The 16,829-nt window shown below is 34.1% G+C and carries 14 protein-coding genes; 9 read left to right on the top strand and 5 right to left on the bottom strand.

The window, feature by feature from the left end; genetic code table 11:
• Positions 1 to 96: 96 nt before the first annotated feature.
• From ACJJVN_RS11355 to ACJJVN_RS11325, 7 genes are all read left to right on the top strand, one after another.
• Complete coding sequence (locus tag ACJJVN_RS11355) at positions 97 to 1,929, top strand: hypothetical protein (protein WP_405378154.1); 1,833 nt, start codon at positions 97 to 99, stop codon at positions 1,927 to 1,929.
• 46 nt (positions 1,930 to 1,975) lie between these two features.
• Positions 1,976 to 2,479, top strand: a complete 504-nt coding sequence (locus tag ACJJVN_RS11350; RefSeq protein WP_405378152.1) for a hypothetical protein — start codon at positions 1,976 to 1,978, stop codon at positions 2,477 to 2,479.
• Between the two features lie 316 nt (positions 2,480 to 2,795).
• A complete protein-coding gene (locus ACJJVN_RS11345; RefSeq protein WP_405378150.1) occupies positions 2,796 to 3,356 on the top strand; it encodes a hypothetical protein in 561 nt (186 codons plus the stop codon).
• A 30-nt stretch (positions 3,357 to 3,386) separates the two neighbouring features.
• Positions 3,387 to 3,599, top strand: a complete 213-nt coding sequence (locus tag ACJJVN_RS11340) for a hypothetical protein (protein ID WP_405378148.1) — start codon at positions 3,387 to 3,389, stop codon at positions 3,597 to 3,599.
• The gene (locus ACJJVN_RS11335; protein WP_405378146.1) at positions 3,599 to 4,138 is read left to right on the top strand and encodes a hypothetical protein; all 540 of its coding nucleotides are present in this window, start codon (positions 3,599 to 3,601) and stop codon (positions 4,136 to 4,138) included. Before ACJJVN_RS11340 ends, ACJJVN_RS11335 begins: the two co-directional genes overlap by 1 nt.
• A gap of 57 nt (positions 4,139 to 4,195) precedes the next feature.
• Positions 4,196 to 4,516 (top strand): hypothetical protein, encoded by a 321-nt coding sequence (locus ACJJVN_RS11330; protein WP_405378144.1) that lies wholly within the window; start codon positions 4,196 to 4,198, stop codon positions 4,514 to 4,516.
• 2 nt (positions 4,517 to 4,518) lie between these two features.
• Positions 4,519 to 5,205, top strand: a complete 687-nt coding sequence (locus tag ACJJVN_RS11325) for a hypothetical protein (RefSeq protein ID WP_405378142.1) — start codon at positions 4,519 to 4,521, stop codon at positions 5,203 to 5,205.
• 247 nt (positions 5,206 to 5,452) lie between these two features.
• Here ACJJVN_RS11325 and folK read toward each other — a convergent pair whose 3' ends face one another.
• A complete protein-coding gene (gene folK / locus ACJJVN_RS11320) occupies positions 5,453 to 6,553 on the bottom strand; it encodes a 2-amino-4-hydroxy-6-hydroxymethyldihydropteridine diphosphokinase (RefSeq protein WP_405379252.1) in 1,101 nt (366 codons plus the stop codon).
• Positions 6,554 to 6,647: 94 nt separating this feature from the next.
• On the opposite strand from folK, the gene ACJJVN_RS11315 reads away from it, so the two are divergent.
• Positions 6,648 to 7,346: a queuosine precursor transporter gene (locus ACJJVN_RS11315; protein ID WP_405378140.1), complete on the top strand. Its 699-nt coding sequence runs from the start codon at positions 6,648 to 6,650 to the stop codon at positions 7,344 to 7,346.
• Positions 7,347 to 7,355: 9 nt separating this feature from the next.
• Positions 7,356 to 10,091, top strand: a complete 2,736-nt coding sequence (locus ACJJVN_RS11310) for an AsmA-like C-terminal region-containing protein (RefSeq protein WP_405378139.1) — start codon at positions 7,356 to 7,358, stop codon at positions 10,089 to 10,091.
• Between the two features lie 73 nt (positions 10,092 to 10,164).
• On the opposite strand, the gene ACJJVN_RS11305 is transcribed toward ACJJVN_RS11310, so the two are convergent.
• The 4 genes from ACJJVN_RS11305 to dinB form a co-directional block, all read right to left on the bottom strand.
• On the bottom strand, positions 10,165 to 10,968 hold the full coding sequence (locus tag ACJJVN_RS11305) for a TIGR03915 family putative DNA repair protein (protein ID WP_405370366.1): 804 nt from the start codon (positions 10,966 to 10,968) through the stop codon (positions 10,165 to 10,167).
• Positions 10,965 to 12,227 (bottom strand): putative DNA modification/repair radical SAM protein, encoded by a 1,263-nt coding sequence (locus tag ACJJVN_RS11300; protein WP_405371251.1) that lies wholly within the window; start codon positions 12,225 to 12,227, stop codon positions 10,965 to 10,967. The genes ACJJVN_RS11305 and ACJJVN_RS11300 overlap by 4 nt, the downstream gene beginning before the upstream one ends.
• Positions 12,228 to 12,349: 122 nt before the next feature.
• Positions 12,350 to 15,472: a DNA polymerase III subunit alpha gene (locus tag ACJJVN_RS11295; protein WP_405378138.1), complete on the bottom strand. Its 3,123-nt coding sequence runs from the start codon at positions 15,470 to 15,472 to the stop codon at positions 12,350 to 12,352.
• A gap of 28 nt (positions 15,473 to 15,500) precedes the next feature.
• On the bottom strand, positions 15,501 to 16,718 hold the full coding sequence (gene dinB / locus ACJJVN_RS11290; RefSeq protein ID WP_405378137.1) for a DNA polymerase IV: 1,218 nt from the start codon (positions 16,716 to 16,718) through the stop codon (positions 15,501 to 15,503).
• Between the last annotated feature and the right edge of the window lie 111 nt (positions 16,719 to 16,829).

The raw sequence follows: 16,829 nt of genomic DNA, 5'->3' as shown, positions 1-16,829 counted from the left end.
TTGCTTTAGTTTTGAAATAACTAACCTGTTTTTTTAATATGAACACCAAAACACCAAAACACCAAAACACCAAAATGGACTGAATTTGTCTGTTTTTTGCTATTATCACTAAGTCTGTCATTGATAAGCTGTGAAGAAGACTCTGTTAATGTAGAACAACAGGAAGTAACACAAAAAGCGATTTTTGAAACCGCTCAGCTTAATAAAAGAGATATTATAAACCGTATTGGTCTTCAAGATGCTCTATCTAAGGCAAAAGAACAACTTATACCATCTGTACAATTGAAGTCAGCTGTTTATGATAGTTTGAATAATATCTGGATAGACGAAGATCATATAAGTTATGTGTCTAGTGGAGATTATGAGAGTTATACTTTTGGAATCTTAGATAGTGATACTACAAAGCTTAAAAACTTGTTGTTTTCAAAAAAAACGAACTCAACTTATACTTCGTTTCTAATTACTTATGATCTTAATTATATATCGAAGCAAGATATAAGAATGGGTTCAATACCATTTGATTTTTCAGAATATATAAATTATCAAGAAATAACTACTAGTTTTCAACTTAAGACAGGTATTGTGATAGGTGGTTATGGTGGCTGTGTGTCGTCTGTAACACTACAAGAGGCAAGGAATTGTGGAGGAAATGATCATCATGTGCCCGGCGATTCTTCTTGCCCATTAGCTGACGGTCCTCGTGCTGCAGAAGAAGCTGTCATAATTATCATATATGAACCTTGTTCAAGTTCTGGTGGTGGAGGAAGTATAGGGACACCAGTTACTGGCCCACCAGGTAATGATCCGGTAATAGGTTTTCCAGGAGGTAATCCAGGAGGATCTGGTACTCCAGGTAGTGATCAAAACATACCTATCGTTACTCCTAGCCCAGAAGATGATAATCTTGTAGGAGATTTTGATACCACATGTATAAGTTTATCAAACGGAGATTGTAGAATAGTAACTAATCCTGTACTACCTATTTCTTTAAATGAGGTTTCTGATAATACACAGTCTCTATTTGATTCCTTTAATGATCCCAGCTCAGGTAATTATAATCCAGATGTTTATGAGTTTATTCAAAGCTTTGAACAAAATGAATTAAGGAATGATATTAATAATTATATTAGATCAGAACGTAATTCTTTGGAAGCTCAAGGGTTTGCTGTAGAGGCAACCATTGCAAGTGAAGAAGGTGCTGAGGTGGATTTTGAAAATAAATCGATTTATGATGAAACTGTTCCAGAATGTTTGAAAGATATAATTAATGACTTTAAACCTTCTCAAAATGGATATACGTTAGATTTTACAAATCTTGATCAATCATTGTTAAATGCTTTAAATTTGCCCGGAGATATTTTATCTTTATTTGATAATGAGGAAGGATATGCTGTTAAAATAAATGTCGAGCCAAATCTAGTAAATGATAATGGTAATCCAATAAACGCTCAAACAGGAAGAGCTACTTCAGGAGAAATGTCTATAATTACTTTTAATGCTGACTATCTTAATCGTGCAACCGATCTTGCTATAGCTAGAACGGCAATTCATGAGTTAGTACATGCCTATTTACAGTATGTAATCCAACACGTACCCAATAGTGAATTAGGTGAGTCATTAGATACTTTAATTTTACAATCTAATTTAGGTGTTTTAAATGGTGATCCTCAACATGTTTTAATGGCAGAACAGTTTGTTAATGCCATGGCACTATCTTTAGCAAACTCTGATGGATTTCAACATCCTAGTATTGAATATCAAAAAATGGCTTGGTCTGGTGGGATGAGAGATAGTGAGGCTTACATATTTTTAGATCCAGTTTTTAAATCAGATTCGGAAAGAAGAGATCAAGCTGAAAGCGGTATTGTTGCTGGTTTGAACTCTCCATTTCCAACTTTATCAAAAATAGGAACAAATAATTGTAATTAACATGTTGAAATATATAATATTTATAGTTAGTAGCATCCCGTTTTTAATGATCGCACAAGATTGTTGTCTTTCTAACGTTGAAGCTGATATGGTTAAATCACTAATTAGAACTAATTATCATCTGGAACCGCTTTCGGAAAAGCGTAAACAAAAAAAATATGACATTCCTGTAATGATAGAATTTGTACATGATCAAAATTCTATTTTATTCCAAGAATTTTTACTGCATTTAGAAAAACTGTTGAAAGAAAATTTCATTTTTCAAAATGAATGTTGTTCAATTCTTCAAAAGAGTTGCTGGAAACCAATTTTAATTAGTAACTGTGAATCAAAAGAGTTTAAAATTCATAATAATTTAGAACCCAAAAACCCTGATCAAATTGATATAACGATGAATTATATTTTTCCAAATGGTATCATGTATTATGAGTCTTACGGACTCATATTTAACGGTAACAAGGATTATGGTTCTGTCACGATGTATCGAAATACTGATAATGGCTGGAAATTTGTAACTTCATATCGTAAACCAGTATTAGGAGATGAATAATTTTAATTCTCCGATATCTTCAATAATGTTTTTGATTATTTACAAAGTCTAGATTAGATATGATTTATAGCGATCCTCAACATGTTTTAATGGCAGAACAATTTGTTAATGCCATGGCAATATCATAAGCAAACTCTGATGGATTTCAACATACTAGTACTGATTATCAATGACTAGCTTAGTCTGGTGCTATAAGGGAAAGTGATGCTTATGATCAGATCGACCCAAATGAACAATTTGCAATAGAAACTAGGAATCAAATAGAATCGGTAGATCCAAGAAATACTTTACCAGTATCACCTTTAGGAATTAAATCATGCAATTAACAATGAAGTTTTTTTATCTAATAATATTGTTATTAGCTTGTAACTCATGCAAAACACAGATAACTGCTTACGAGGAAAAAGTTTATGTTCTCTTAAACGATGTGTATGCTAGAAACCCTAAAGCGCCTTACGTAAGCGAAGATGCTTATTTTGATATAAATCACTCTTTGGGTAGTTCAGAATTATTTTTAGAATCAGATTTGTTTATTGAGTTAATGGATGATGCAAACGAGAGATATCATTTTAAAAAAGAACCTTCCCTTTTATTTGATAAAAAGAATTGGAAAAGAGAACAACCTTTGGTTTCAAATAATAAATTTGATCCAGATAAAATAATAATCGGTAATATTCATTTTAAAAACCCTGAAAAAGAAGATGTTAGTCAGCATACTTTTTTTAGCAAAATCAATACTATTTTATTTTATGAAGAATTTGCTATAATAGTTAACAAACTAGGCGACTCTCTATTTTTTGCACGTCTATACGTTTTAAAAGATGGAAAATATAAAGATTCTGGATCTGCCTCTTACCCACCTAGTGCAGATGAGTGATAGATCATTCTAAAACAGTTTGTTAATTCCATGGCATTATCTTTAGCAAATTCTGATGGGTTTCAACATCCACCTATTGAATATCAAAGATTAGCATGGTCTGGTGCGATGTTTGCTAGTGATGCATTTGCTCAATTGGACCCTTTAGAACAGCCTAATATAATATCAAGAAACTTTGTTGAAGAAGGCGAATCTAGGCCTAATGTTGAATTTCCTTTATTGGGAACTAAAACCTGTTTATGATGAAATATATATTTATACTAATTTTATTAGCTAATTTGAATTCGTGTCAAAGTCAGGAAACAAGTGCTTATGAAGATAGAGTCTATCAGTTTTTAAATGAAGTTTATAAGCCAAAAAAAAGTAGTAATACAAGTAAGGTAGGGTACATCGATAATATGAATAATCTTGATAATTCTATAGAAAATATAAGTGAAGACTTATTGAAAACAGTATTATCTAGAGCTAAACAATATTATCGGTTTCATATTCCTGATAGTGTATTAAATTATAAAAACTGGAAGGAGTTAAAAGTACATACGTTAACCAAAAAATTTGATCAAAACAAAATTGTTATACCTAATCTACAATTTATAGATTCAAAAGAAGATCATGACGGTATTATCATGTTTCATATTGAGGGTATTTTATTTTATGGAAATTTTGCATTCATTGCAACCAATCATGGTGGAACCATTCCAATTGGTACACTATTCAAAAAAGAAGGTGAAAAATATGATTTTGTAACAATGACTAGTTATCCACCGTTAGGAGATGAGTGATTGTATCTATTATATATTTAATCAAAATATTATTTTTAAAAGTTACAATATGAATTTATGGCAGATAATTACCTTAACTTATTAAGTACTGCAGTTTACAACTGGGCGATCACCCCAACCACATCTGGTGGTGGTTATGATTCTACGGATACAACTTTAAAACCCCATTTAGACAAATTAGCTTGGGCAGGTTTAAGTCAAGGGGATTTCTTAACTCCTCATAGTAATGTTTCTGGTATAGCGTTAACTCCAGCTTGGCAAGATTTAGTAAATAGAGATCAAGTTAGAGCACAAAATATCCTAAATGTTATGTTAGCAGAATTTGAACCAGCTTCAGTATTTACTAACTTAAATTTAATTAAAGGAAACTTACCATAGTGATGATCATAACAAAAAAATATTTTTATTTAATTACATTTATCTTAATCACGTCGTGTAGCTCTAAGAAATCTTATCAATTCGACGCAAACTCTATTTCAAATCAAATTAGAGAAGATTATGAGTGTTCTCTAGAAAGTAAGAGTTATACTAAATACATGAACTTTGGAGATGATTATTTTTTTTGGATTGATTTGTTCATAGATCAAGTTAACCCTGAATTTAAAAAAAGCTCTACCGCTCCTGAAGATTTATTTGACTTTGAATTCATAAAACATAAAGAGTTTTATGAAATGCAATCACAAAAGTTGAAGAAAAATTCTTATTCAGGTACTATTTGTGGTATTGAAGTTATAGATTACAATAGTGTTTTGTTAAAATATCCATCTATAAAAGAAGACGAGGAAAGGAGAGATAGTATTATCAAAAGTAATGGTGAAATAAGAAGTGACGCGTCTAGCATTAAAAATGTTTACAAATATTATCAAGCTTTGATAAATCAAGGAAAAGTTATGGGTGATAAGATAGAAAGGTTATCATTAGTACCTCAGTATTTGATAAGGTATGATGGCTTGAAGGCATTGAGAGTTACCAGAGATCCTAGAGGTGCGGTGTTACATATTTTCATAAAGCAAAATGAAGAATGGATTCAAGAGAGTGAAACTCCTTTAAAGTTTATTAAGTTCTAAAATTCCTTGAACCGCTCTAGAAATAGGGTGGTTTTTTTTTTCAATATATAATTAATACCTATGACTTTTTTTAGATTTGACATGTCAACTATTTGTGTGGGCATTGTCTAAATCAGTTCTCGATGCTAACTAACCGTAAGAAATCAATTTTAAGTAAATTGATAAAATTTTAAAGCTATTCCGTACCTGCAGCAAAATGACCAACTAGAAAGTGAATGTCTTTAAAGAAACAATCATTTAGTAAACGCTAACTCTCCAGAATCAACTCCAGCACCTTTAAATAATCCTCCTGATTATTTACAAAATCTAGGTCACTTACATCGATCACCTTTACTTTTAACTCTTGCTGCGATCTTATAAAATCGGCATAGCCTTGCTGTATTTGAGAGAGGTAGCTGGCTTCTATATTCTTCTCGTAGTCACGACCGCGTTTTTTAATATTCTCTAGTAATCTATCCTCTGTCTGATAGAGATAGATGTATAAATCTGGCTTAACCAGTTCTTTATACATCATATTAAAAAGGCGTTTATATAAAGAGTATTCTTCTTTTTCTAGTGTTATTTTACTAAAAATAAGTGACTTAATTACATAGTAATCTGCAACGGTAAATTCTTTGAAAAGATCTTGTTGCGCAACATCATCGCTTAATTGCTGGTACCTATCGGCTAGAAAAGACATTTCTAGTGGGAAAGAATAACGCTCTTTATCTTCATAGAAAAGAGGTAAAAAAGGATTGTCTGCAAAACGTTCTAGAACTTGTTTTGCATTAAAATCTTCTGATATTTTATGTGTGAGACTGGTTTTTCCACTACCTATATTTCCCTCGATGGCTATAAAGTTAAGGTCTTGGATAGGATACCGCTTTCGCGAAAGCGGAATTTCAACAACCACCTTATTTTCTAATTGCTCTAGACCATTAGAAATTTCTTTCATGGTTTTACCCAAGACAGGATGTTCCATTTTTGCAGCAATATCTACCAGTGGTTGCATTACAAAATTGCGATCTTGCATTTTACTGTGCGGTATCTGTAAATGTGGAGTGTCAATAACCTGATCGTCATAAAGTGCTATATCTAGATCAATTACTCGATCTTCATAAACATCTCCAGTACGTGGTACACGGCCCATGTCACGCTCTATTTGTTGTAAAACCTCTATGGTCTGTGTGGCCGTTTTATTACTGTGGACCAGTATACAAGTATTTAAAAAATCACCACCAGTAAATCCTGCTGCAGGCACTTCATACACGCTAGCGACTTTAATGATAAGGCCTAATTGCATTTCTATACGGCGTACAGCGTTTATAAGGTGCTGCGCTCTGTTACCTAGATTACTACCTAATGCAATGAATATCTTATGGTTATGATTTGTTGAGATACCGTTAAATTTTGCAGCAAATTAAGGAATAATAGCACACTGTTGAAGTACTTTTACCATAATTATGAAGACACTTACTGGTAAAAAACTACGACTCGCTCATCGCATTTATTTAGTGCTCGGTGCATTATTTATTTGCTCGCTAGTAGTTTCTAATCTTATTTTTCAAAAATTCTTCCATTGGAATCCCATGGGGCTCTATAATTTTGAAATTTCAGTAGGGTTGTTGCCATATCCTATTACGTTTCTGGTAACTGATTTAGTTAGTGAGATTTATGGACGTCGTAAAGCAAATGATCTAGTTCTAGCAGGTATATTTGCATCTGTATTTAGTTTAGGAATAGTTGCTGTAGCAGACGTTGCACCGGCTATAGAAGGTAGCCCTATTCAAGATGCCGTTTTTAATAAAGTATTTGGTGCTACGACTATTGCTGTAATAGCGAGTATGACCGCTTATTTATTTGCTCAATTTGTAGATATACAGATTTATCATTTTTGGAAAAAACTTACTGGTGGTAAGATGCTCTGGTTACGTAATAACTTCAGTACCATATTTTCACAGTTTGTTGACACTTTAAGCGTGTTATTATTGTTATGTTACTACGAGGTATTGTTATGGGAACAATTCTGGCCATTATTAACGGCTGGTTTCTTGTTTAAAATGCTGGTTGCATTAATAGATACACCATTGTTATATGGTGGAGTTTACATTTTCAGACGTTTATTTAAACTGGAAATAGGAGAAGAAATTAAAATTGATTAAAAAGAAATCATGAAGAAGTTATTTAAAATATTAGGAGTCACGTTGCTAGCAGTTATCGTTTTGATCGTTGCAGCACCATTTTTCTTTAAGGATCAAATAGCCCAAATTATTAAAGATAAACTCAATGCATCTATGGATGCACAAATTGATTTTGCCGAGGTAGATTTGAGCCTTTTTAGTGCTTTTCCCGATGCACGATTAAACATAGAAGGTGTTTCCATTATCAATAAAGCTCCATTTGCTGGAGATACTTTATTCTATGGTAGAGAGGTGAAACTAGACTTGCCTATAGGTGATTTATTTAATGACGCTAGTGAGCCTATTCATGTTAATGAATTGATAGTTAATGGTGCAGTGAGTCGTCTTACGGTAGATGAAGAAGGTAATTCCAGTTGGGATATTGCAAAGGAAGACACAGCTGCAGTCACTACTGAGGCTCAAACAACAGAAGAAGGTACTGGATTCTCTTTTGATCTGAAACATTACGAGCTTACAGATACAGAACTAACTTATGAAGATAAGAGCACGCAAATGAAGTTTGCGATGTCTCAAATGAATCATTCTGGTAATGGAGATTTTTCTTTGGGACAGAGTACATTAGATACCTATACAGAAGCACTTGTTTTCTATACCATGGATGGTGTTGATTATTTATCTGGACAGCAGGTAAAACTCGATGCAGAGATTCTTATGGATTTAGAAAATCAAAAGTATTCTTTCCAAGAAAACAAAGCATTTATAAACGATCTAGAATTAAAACTTGATGGTTTTGTAGAGCTAGAAGATGCTTATACTATGGTAGATTTAAGTTTTGACACACCATCTTCTGACTTTAAAAACTTCTTTGCAGTAATTCCTGAAACGTATCGTAAAAATCTAGATGGAATAACAACTACTGGAGATTTTACAGTAAACGGTATTATAAAAGGTGAGGTAGATGATACACGTATTCCTAAAATGGATATTAAGATCAGTTCTAATAATGCTTCTTTTAAATATCCAGATTTACCTAAAACGGTAACTAATATAAATATAGATGCACAGCTTAAAAACGATACAGGTAATGTAGATGATACCTATTTTAATGTGGCGCAAACTTCATTTAATATAGGTAGTGATAGAATAAGTGGTAGCGCGATGATTAAAAATCTAACTACTAATATGAATGTAGATGTTAATGCAAAAGGAAATCTAGATTTTCAAAACCTTGCACAAGCATTTCCTCTTCCAGATGGTATTAAACTAGATGGTAAACTGGCGCTGGATATGGCAGCAAAGTTTGACATGGAAAGCATCGAGAAAGAACGATATGAGCGCATCAGTACAAAGGGTACTGCCGGTCTTACAGAATTTAAGTACGAAGGTGACGCTATGACTAAGCCTCTTATTATTAATAAGGCAAATATAGATATGACCACTTCTAGAATTAAACTAGAAGATTTTGACGCGCAAACTGGTAATACAGATTTAAAAGCTAGTGGTACTATTAATAACCTAGTAGGATTCTTGTTGCAGGATCAAGACCTTAAAGGAACATTTAATGTACGATCTAACACACTCGATGCGTCAGATTTTATGACTACTACAGAGGTGGCGCCAGCACAAAAAGCAACTGAGCAAACACAAACTTCTACATCGTCCACTACTACAGAGGCTATTGAAATACCAGCTTTTCTAGATGCAAATCTAGACTTTCAGGCTAATCGTGTTTTGTATGATGGTCTAGAATTGAAAAATGTAAGCGGTATAGCATTAGTGCGTGATGAGACGCTAACTCTTAACGATGTAAAGACCGATATTTTTGATGGTAATATAGATGTAAATGGTTCGGTAAGTACAAAGGGAGATACACCTGTATTTAATATGGCACTAGATATGAAAGATCTAGATATCGCAAAATCTTTTGAAGGCTTTGATATGTTCAAGTCTTTTGTGCCTATTCTCAAATCATTACAAGGTAAAATCAATACAGATATAACTCTATCTGGATCGTTAGATAATGAGTTGTCACCTATTTTAAGCACACTCGCTGGAGATGCTTTTGCACAGTTATTGACTAAGGATATCAACGCGGCTAATAATCCTTTGTTGGGTAAACTAGACGATAAAATAAGTTTTATTGATTTAGATAAATTTGATATATCTGATATTACTACAAAATTAAATTTTAAAGACGGTGCTGTACAAGTGTCTCCATTTGACTTTAACATTAAGGGTATTAAAGCAACCGCTAGTGGTAAACACAGCCTTACTAACGAGATGGATTACACACTAGCGCTAGATGTACCAGCAAAGTATTTAGGTAAAGAAGGAGCGAGCCTACTTTCTAAATTACAAGCTGAAGATGTAGAAAAGATAAATGTGCCTATTCCGGTTAAGTTTTCTGGATCATTTTTAAGTCCTAAAATTGATTTGAATCTAGACCTTGCAGTTAAAAACTTAACTAATCAGATTATAGAAATTCAAAAGGCAAAACTAAAAGACAAAGGTGAAGATGCGGTTAATAACGCTGTCAACGACATTATAAGTGGTAACAATCCTTTAACCGGTATTAAAGATTTAATAAATGGTAACGGTACTAAGGCTAGCGACTCTACTAAAGTCACTACGCCTAAAGATTCTACCGGAACAACTAAGCCAGTTTCTACTAGTACTGAAGACAAAGTAAAAGAGGCCGCTGGTGGTTTAATTAAGAACTTGTTCGGTAAAAAGAAAACAGAAACAGACACTACTAAGACCAAGTAGATTCTGTACAAATACTTAGATTCCCCAAGAATAGAGTTAATTCTATTCTTAGGGAATCTTCTTTTTAATATAATTATACTTTCTCACTTAAATACTTCCAGTATCTTTTTGGAACATGTTGTAGGTGTAGTTTTAAATTTTTTCTAGACTCTATATTGGTACTCTTAAAATATTGATTCCAGAGATCTTTGTAGTTGTTCTCGCTTTCGCGAAAGCTACCTTTTACAGTCATTTCATCATCTTTTCCAGAGACAGTCGTGTTTAAAATACCACGTTGCCCTCGCGCTTTATTAAAATCAATTTGCACTTCTTGAACGGTTTTAAGATCATAACTAATTCCGTAATTGCGTTTTAGGTCATATATGATCCATTTCTGGTCGGCATAGCGATTTTTAAAATGCTTCATTATAAGGGGTAAAACATTAAAATCTGGTTCTATATTAGCATAATAAGTTTCTTCATCGATAAGGTGAAAACGTACAAAGGCCTCCATGCGGTGCTTTTCACGACCTACCATTTTTGCAGCTTGTGATAGTTTAAGAACAGTCGTGTTTGCATAATCACCACTAGGCGCTTTTTGATCGATAAAAGTCATTTTTAAATACTCATAAATAGTATTTTCTATACCTATAATTTCGCTTAAAAAAGCACAGTACACTTGATGAGAATCACGAGAATTACATAAAGATTTAAACCGATTCCATACACGTTGTGCTTTATCAGGGTCTGTAATTACCAGCTCTGTCCCTTCAAAAAGGTCGTTCTGTGTTCGAGAATCTAGAGCTATAATAGGTAGTTTTATCTTACGATCATAAATCGTAAAAATGGCAGTCATTAAACCATTTAAACTACCATCATATAATAAGGTTGTGGTCATGAGAATAAGTTTAATTGATTACTGAAGTTCTTGTGGTACTTGCTGCTAGAATCTAGCATGATTAGGTTCTTAATCTTTGCACTTGTTAGATCTCTAGATTCAAACTCACGAGAGTCACAGGTCATAAAATACTTAGACCTATTCATAGAAATACCTATCGCTTTTAAATGTTCCCAGTTTAATTTCCTGAAACGTCTAGCACTTAAAATCTTCCCTACAGATCGCATTCCTATACCTGGTACACGCGCCAGCATTCTTTTATCTGCCTTATTAATATCTACAGGAAACTGATCTAGGTTGCGCAATGCCCACGATAATTTAGGGTCTATATCCATATCTAGATTTTGATGTGTGTCGTTTAAAATCTCTTTTACATTAAAACCATAAAAGCGTAGTAGCCAGTCCGTTTGATAAAGTCTGTTCTCTCGCATCATAGGGACTTCGGTACCTATGGCAGGTAGTCTAGAATCATTTGCCACAGGTATATAACCAGAGTAATAGACACGTTTCATCTTGAATTTATCATAGAAAAAATTTGCGCTATACATGATATCTCGATCACTCTCTCCGGTAGCACCTACTATCATTTGTGTGCTCTGACCGGCAGGCGCATAAATAGGAGTGCTTTTAATAAGTTTCTTTTCTGATTTATAGATTTGAATAGAATTTTGAACCGCCTTCATCGGTTTGATAAAATCCTTGTGGTCTTTGTCTGGTGCGAGTAATTTTAATCCAGCCTTAGTTGGGATTTCAATGTTTACAGATAATCTGTCTGCATACAATCCTGCTTCTTGCATTAACTCATCACTAGCTCCAGGAATAGATTTTAAATGTATGTAGCCATTAAAGTTTTCTTCTTCCCTTAGTTTCTTAGCTACACGTATGAGTCTTTCCATAGTGGCATCTGGACTTTTAAAAATACCAGAGCTCAAGAACAATCCTTCTATATAGTTGCGGCGGTAAAAATTAATGGTCAGGTCAACAACTTCTTGTACAGTAAAAGCAGCACGTTTTATATCATTAGACTTTCTGGTCACACAATAAGCGCAATCAAAAATGCATACATTAGTCAGTAAAATTTTAAGTAACGATACACAGCGGCCATCTTCTGTATAAGTATGACATATTCCCATACCGCTAGAATCACCTAATCCTTTGTTCTTATTTTGTCGTTTACTACCACTACTGCTACAGCTTACGTCATATTTTGCAGCATCGGCGAGTATTTCTAGTTTCTCTTTTATTCTCTCGTAGTTCATATTAATTGTCCACGCAGGTGGATGTTTTTTTGTCATTCCGCACTTGAAGTGGAATCTGCTTATAACTTTCTCGATCTTATTTTAACACCATCTTCGACAAGCTCAGATTGACATCTTGTTTGTTATCCAGACTTTCTCGATTTTCTAGACCCACCAGGTTGATGAATCTCCATTTTCTCTTGTGGTAATTCCTGTTTGCGGTAGCCATTGCTATTTCCCATTCTTCGGTCACGTAGACTAGATTGTTTATCTAGTCGTTGTATGGTCTGTGGGTTTTCTTCTGCATATCGTGGATCTTGAATGTAGTCTGCTTTTTGCATATCATGGACTTCGATAGAATAGAAATCAAATTCTTCTACGACCTTACCATATATTTTATAAATACCGCTTCCGCGAAAGGTGATTTTTGCAGCCACTGGCGGAAACATAACTGTATCAAAAAACCTACCGTTACAGTCTAAAAATGTACCAAACTGCATGCGTTTGCCCTTTGCTGTATGAGTCGTTTTAATGTTAACTACATAACCATAAATGAGTATCATTTTGTTATGGTGGCTTTTCATGTCTTCTAGACCATAATTATTTGTAGGTTCTTCTACTAACAAATCAAAATGAGAGCACAAGGGAAAACCCAATAGTTCAATCTGTTCATAAGCTAGTTCTAATCTAGTGGTGTGTAATTGCGGTATGGTAGCTGCTCTATGTTCAGGAACAAATAATTTATTCTGAATATATTTTTGAGGTGATTTATCTAGTTTATAATGCGCCTGCCATAACAACTCATATCGATCCATACCGGTAAATCTAAAAGCATCGATACGTATTAAAATAGATAGCTGCTCTATACTTATGAGAACACGATTTATAAAATCTTCTAGAGAAACAAATAAGCCATCTAAATGACGCGCCTCTATAAGACGTATCATCGTTTTCTTTTCTAGTTCTTTAAGATAGCTGTAACCTAGATAGATACTTTTACCTTTAATAATATTTGCTATGTTGCTATGGTTAATACATGGTGCTTCTATAACCGCACCGCACATTCTGGCTTCATGTACATAAAGTTCTGGACTGTAAAAGCCACCACCATTATTTAATGTTGCTACCATGTATTCTAGCGGGAAATAACGTTTTAAATAAAGGCTTTGATAACTTTCTACAGCGTAGGATGCAGAGTGACCTTTCGCGAAAGCGTATCCAGCAAAACTCTTGATCTGATTCCATATTTCTTTAGTCTGTACAGGATCATGCCCTAGATCAAAACAGTTTTTAAAATACTTATTCTCTACTTTTTGAAACTCTTCTCGTGACCTGTATTTACCGCTCATCCCACGACGCAGTACATCAGCTTCGGCTAGGTCTAGTTTTGCATAATAATGCGCGACTTTAATAACATCTTCTTGATAAACCATTATCCCATAAGTTTCAGGCATGATTCCCTGCATGATAGGATGTGCTTCTTTACGTTTTTCTGGATATCGCGTGCGTAAAATAAACTCACGCATCATACCACTTTGAGCAACACCAGGTCGTATCACAGAACTGGCTGCAACTAGTCCTATATAATCATTAGTTGCTAGTTTGCTCAATAGCATTCTCATAGCAGGAGATTCTATATAAAAACAACCTATACATTTTGCTTGCGAGATCATGTTGTTGATCTCAGGATCTTTCATGAATTTTTTTACGTCGGTATGTACGTTTGCTATTTGCGCACCTGGCTGATTGTACTTTACTATTTCTATCGCGTCACGTATTTTACCTAGACCACGTTGCGCGAGAATATCAAATTTGTGTATTCCAGCATCCTCTGCAATGTGCATGTCAAATTGTACGGTGCGGTAACCCTTAGGCGGTAAACTGGTCGCACTGTAATAATGAACAGGTTTTTCAGTAATTAGAATACCACCGGCATGTATGCTGGTATAGTTAGGCATGCCTTTTATTAAATGACTGTACTTAAGGACCAGCTCATGCATTTGATCTAGACGCTCTGGTTTAAAATTACCTGTAGTAAGCATATCAATATCTGCTCGTGGTAGACCAAAAACTTTACCTAGTTCTCTAATAACCGCTCGGTATTGAAAGGTGTTGTATGTCGCTAGTAAAGAGACATTTTTAAATTCGTCAAAAATAAATTTGGTTATATCTTCTCGATCATCCCAGGAAAAATCAATGTCAAAATCTGGTGGACTCGTTCTATAATCATTGATAAAACGTTCAAAATACAGGTCTAATTCTATAGGGTCTACCTCAGTTATTTGTAGCAAATAAGCAAGAATACTATTAGCTCCACTACCACGTCCTACATAGAAATAACCTTTGCTACGTGCATATTCACAAATACGCCAGTTGATTAAAAAATAAGCGACAAAGCCTTTCTTTTTTACGATTCCTATTTCCTTTTCTATGCGTTCAATTACATCGCTTTTATCTTCTTTATCGCCGTACCTGTTTTCAATTCCGTTATAGGCCAGTTGTTTTAATTTCTTATAGTCAGCTTGTTTACTAGTAGAATAAATATGCTGATTTCCATTAAGTTGTGCATTTTCAAATTCAAAACTAATACGACATTGATCTAATAACAGTGTCGTGTTTTCAATAATAAACGGATAGTCTTCAAATGTCTTTTTGATCTCCTGTATAGGGATCATTTGATTTTCAAAATCACCTTGTTGCGATTCTGGTAGCTGACTCAATAAAATATTTAAATCTATACAACGCAGCAATCTATGTGCATTAAAATCTCTTTTGTTTCTAAAACTAACTGTTTGCATTACGACCAGTTTATCCTTCATTTTTACATATTTGGTAAATGGCAGTTTGCGTAATGCGGCGATGGAGATTCCTATGTATTCGCTTTCGCGAAAGCGAGATCCATTCATTTCTACCACTTTGTTAAAAGGGTAAATAATAAAAGCATTATTAAATGCTGGTGCTAGTTCAGGAAAAGGTGTTTTATTTTCTAGATGTAGAGATAGGAATTCGTTTAATTCTTGAAACCCTTCATTGTTGCGTGCTATACCTACGTATAGTTGTTGGTGATCGTTTCTAAAATCGATCCCTACTATTCCCTCTAGTTTATGTTTTGCACATAACCTGATGAAATTAAGACAAGCACTGGTGTTATTAATATCGGTAAGCACAATTTTTTTCAAGCCGTTTTCTAAGGCAAGTTCAATGAGGTTTTCTTCATTAAATGTGCCGTACCGTAGTGAATAATATGTGTGATTGTTAAGGTACAAATGATGCTTTTTTCAATTAGAATTAATACTACTGTTTGCGATGGGCAAGAACAACTGGCGGTAGTCCATTAAAAGGGTTTAACATTCTGCCTATGGTTTTTGCTTCCATGCCGGCGGCTCTCATGACAGTTCTATCGCCATATTTTTCTCTTATTTTATCTAGAGCCGTATACAAGTTTATTGCAGTTTCATTATCATCAAAGAGGTTGATTTGGTAATGCCCATTTACGATATGTGAAAATCTAATTCCTATTAATCGTATTAAGAGTCTACGGTTGTAAAGCTTTTCAAAGAGTTCTAATATGTGTGGTATAAGTATATGGTCTGCACTGCAATAAGGAATGCGCATTTGTTTTGTATAAGTATTAAAGTCCGAATATTTAATCTTCACATTTATACAACCAGTTAATTTATCACCACGTCTAAGTTGGAAAGCCAAATTTTCTGTCATAGCAATAAGGATAGAATTAAGTTTCTTTATATCTATGGTATCTCTATCAAATGTGCGCTCTGTACTTATAGATTTACGCTCGTTAAAAGCAACAACAGGTCGGTTATCTAGACCTTGTGCACGACGCCATATTATGCTGCCGTTTTTACCCAGTACATTAGTTAACATCTCTTCTGGCATTTCTTGAATAGTGTGTATGCGTTTTACACCTAGATGTCTCAATGTTTGATAAGTTTTATCACCTACTTGTGGTATTTTCTTTACAGATAGTGGTGCCATGAAACCTTTTTCTTCTCCATGATTAATCATTAATTGATTATTAGGTTTTGCCTCGCCGGTTGCTATTTTAGAAACGACTTTATTAGTAGATAGACCAAAGGAGATAGGTAATCCTGTTTCTTTTATTACTTTCTTACGCAATTCTGTAGCTAGTTTATAACATCCATAAAAACGATCCATTCCAGAGAGATCTGCATAGAACTCGTCGATGCTCGATTTTTCAAATAATGGAGTTTCTTGTTTGATAATTTCTGTCACTTCATCAGAGTGTTTTGAGTAAGTACCTGCATTACCTCTTATAACTACTGCTTCTGGACATAGTTGTCTAGCAAGTTTCATAGACATACCACTATGCACTCCATAACCTCTAGTCTCATAACTGCATGCGGCTACCACACCACGATCACTCGTGCCACCTACTAGTAATGGTCGGTTTTCTAGTCGTGAATCCATTTTTCTCTCTACCGAAACGTAAAAAGTATCCAGATCTAAATGCATGATTTGTTTATCGCTCATAAGGTGTTATCCCTTTGTGTTAGGAATAGGTTTTTTGATCGTGCTTATATTTTTTAAAACAAGGGGTCAAAAAACCTCACAAGATTTTTCTTGTGAGGTGTATGTTAATCA

Origin of the sequence: Nonlabens sp. Asnod3-A02, from assembly GCF_045063755.1 — a bacterium.
In the GTDB taxonomy this organism is placed as follows: Bacteria; Bacteroidota; Bacteroidia; order Flavobacteriales; family Flavobacteriaceae; genus Nonlabens; species Nonlabens xylanidelens.
Note: the sequence above shows the minus strand (reverse complement) of the source record. Positions and strands in the feature narration are given on the sequence as shown.

Coding starts and splice junctions, on each gene's coding strand:
- ACJJVN_RS11310 (WP_405378139.1), top strand. CDS start 7,356: ATGAAGAAGTTATTTAAAATATTAGGAGTCACGTTGCTAGCAGTTATC.
- ACJJVN_RS11330 (WP_405378144.1), top strand. CDS start 4,196: ATGGCAGATAATTACCTTAACTTATTAAGTACTGCAGTTTACAACTGG.
- dinB (WP_405378137.1), bottom strand. CDS start 16,718: ATGAGCGATAAACAAATCATGCATTTAGATCTGGATACTTTTTACGTT.
- ACJJVN_RS11300 (WP_405371251.1), bottom strand. CDS start 12,227: ATGAACTACGAGAGAATAAAAGAGAAACTAGAAATACTCGCCGATGCT.
- ACJJVN_RS11340 (WP_405378148.1), top strand. CDS start 3,387: ATGGCATTATCTTTAGCAAATTCTGATGGGTTTCAACATCCACCTATT.
- ACJJVN_RS11345 (WP_405378150.1), top strand. CDS start 2,796: ATGCAATTAACAATGAAGTTTTTTTATCTAATAATATTGTTATTAGCT.
- ACJJVN_RS11315 (WP_405378140.1), top strand. CDS start 6,648: ATGAAGACACTTACTGGTAAAAAACTACGACTCGCTCATCGCATTTAT.
- ACJJVN_RS11335 (WP_405378146.1), top strand. CDS start 3,599: ATGAAATATATATTTATACTAATTTTATTAGCTAATTTGAATTCGTGT.
- ACJJVN_RS11350 (WP_405378152.1), top strand. CDS start 1,976: ATGATCGCACAAGATTGTTGTCTTTCTAACGTTGAAGCTGATATGGTT.
- ACJJVN_RS11325 (WP_405378142.1), top strand. CDS start 4,519: ATGATCATAACAAAAAAATATTTTTATTTAATTACATTTATCTTAATC.
- ACJJVN_RS11305 (WP_405370366.1), bottom strand. CDS start 10,968: ATGACCACAACCTTATTATATGATGGTAGTTTAAATGGTTTAATGACT.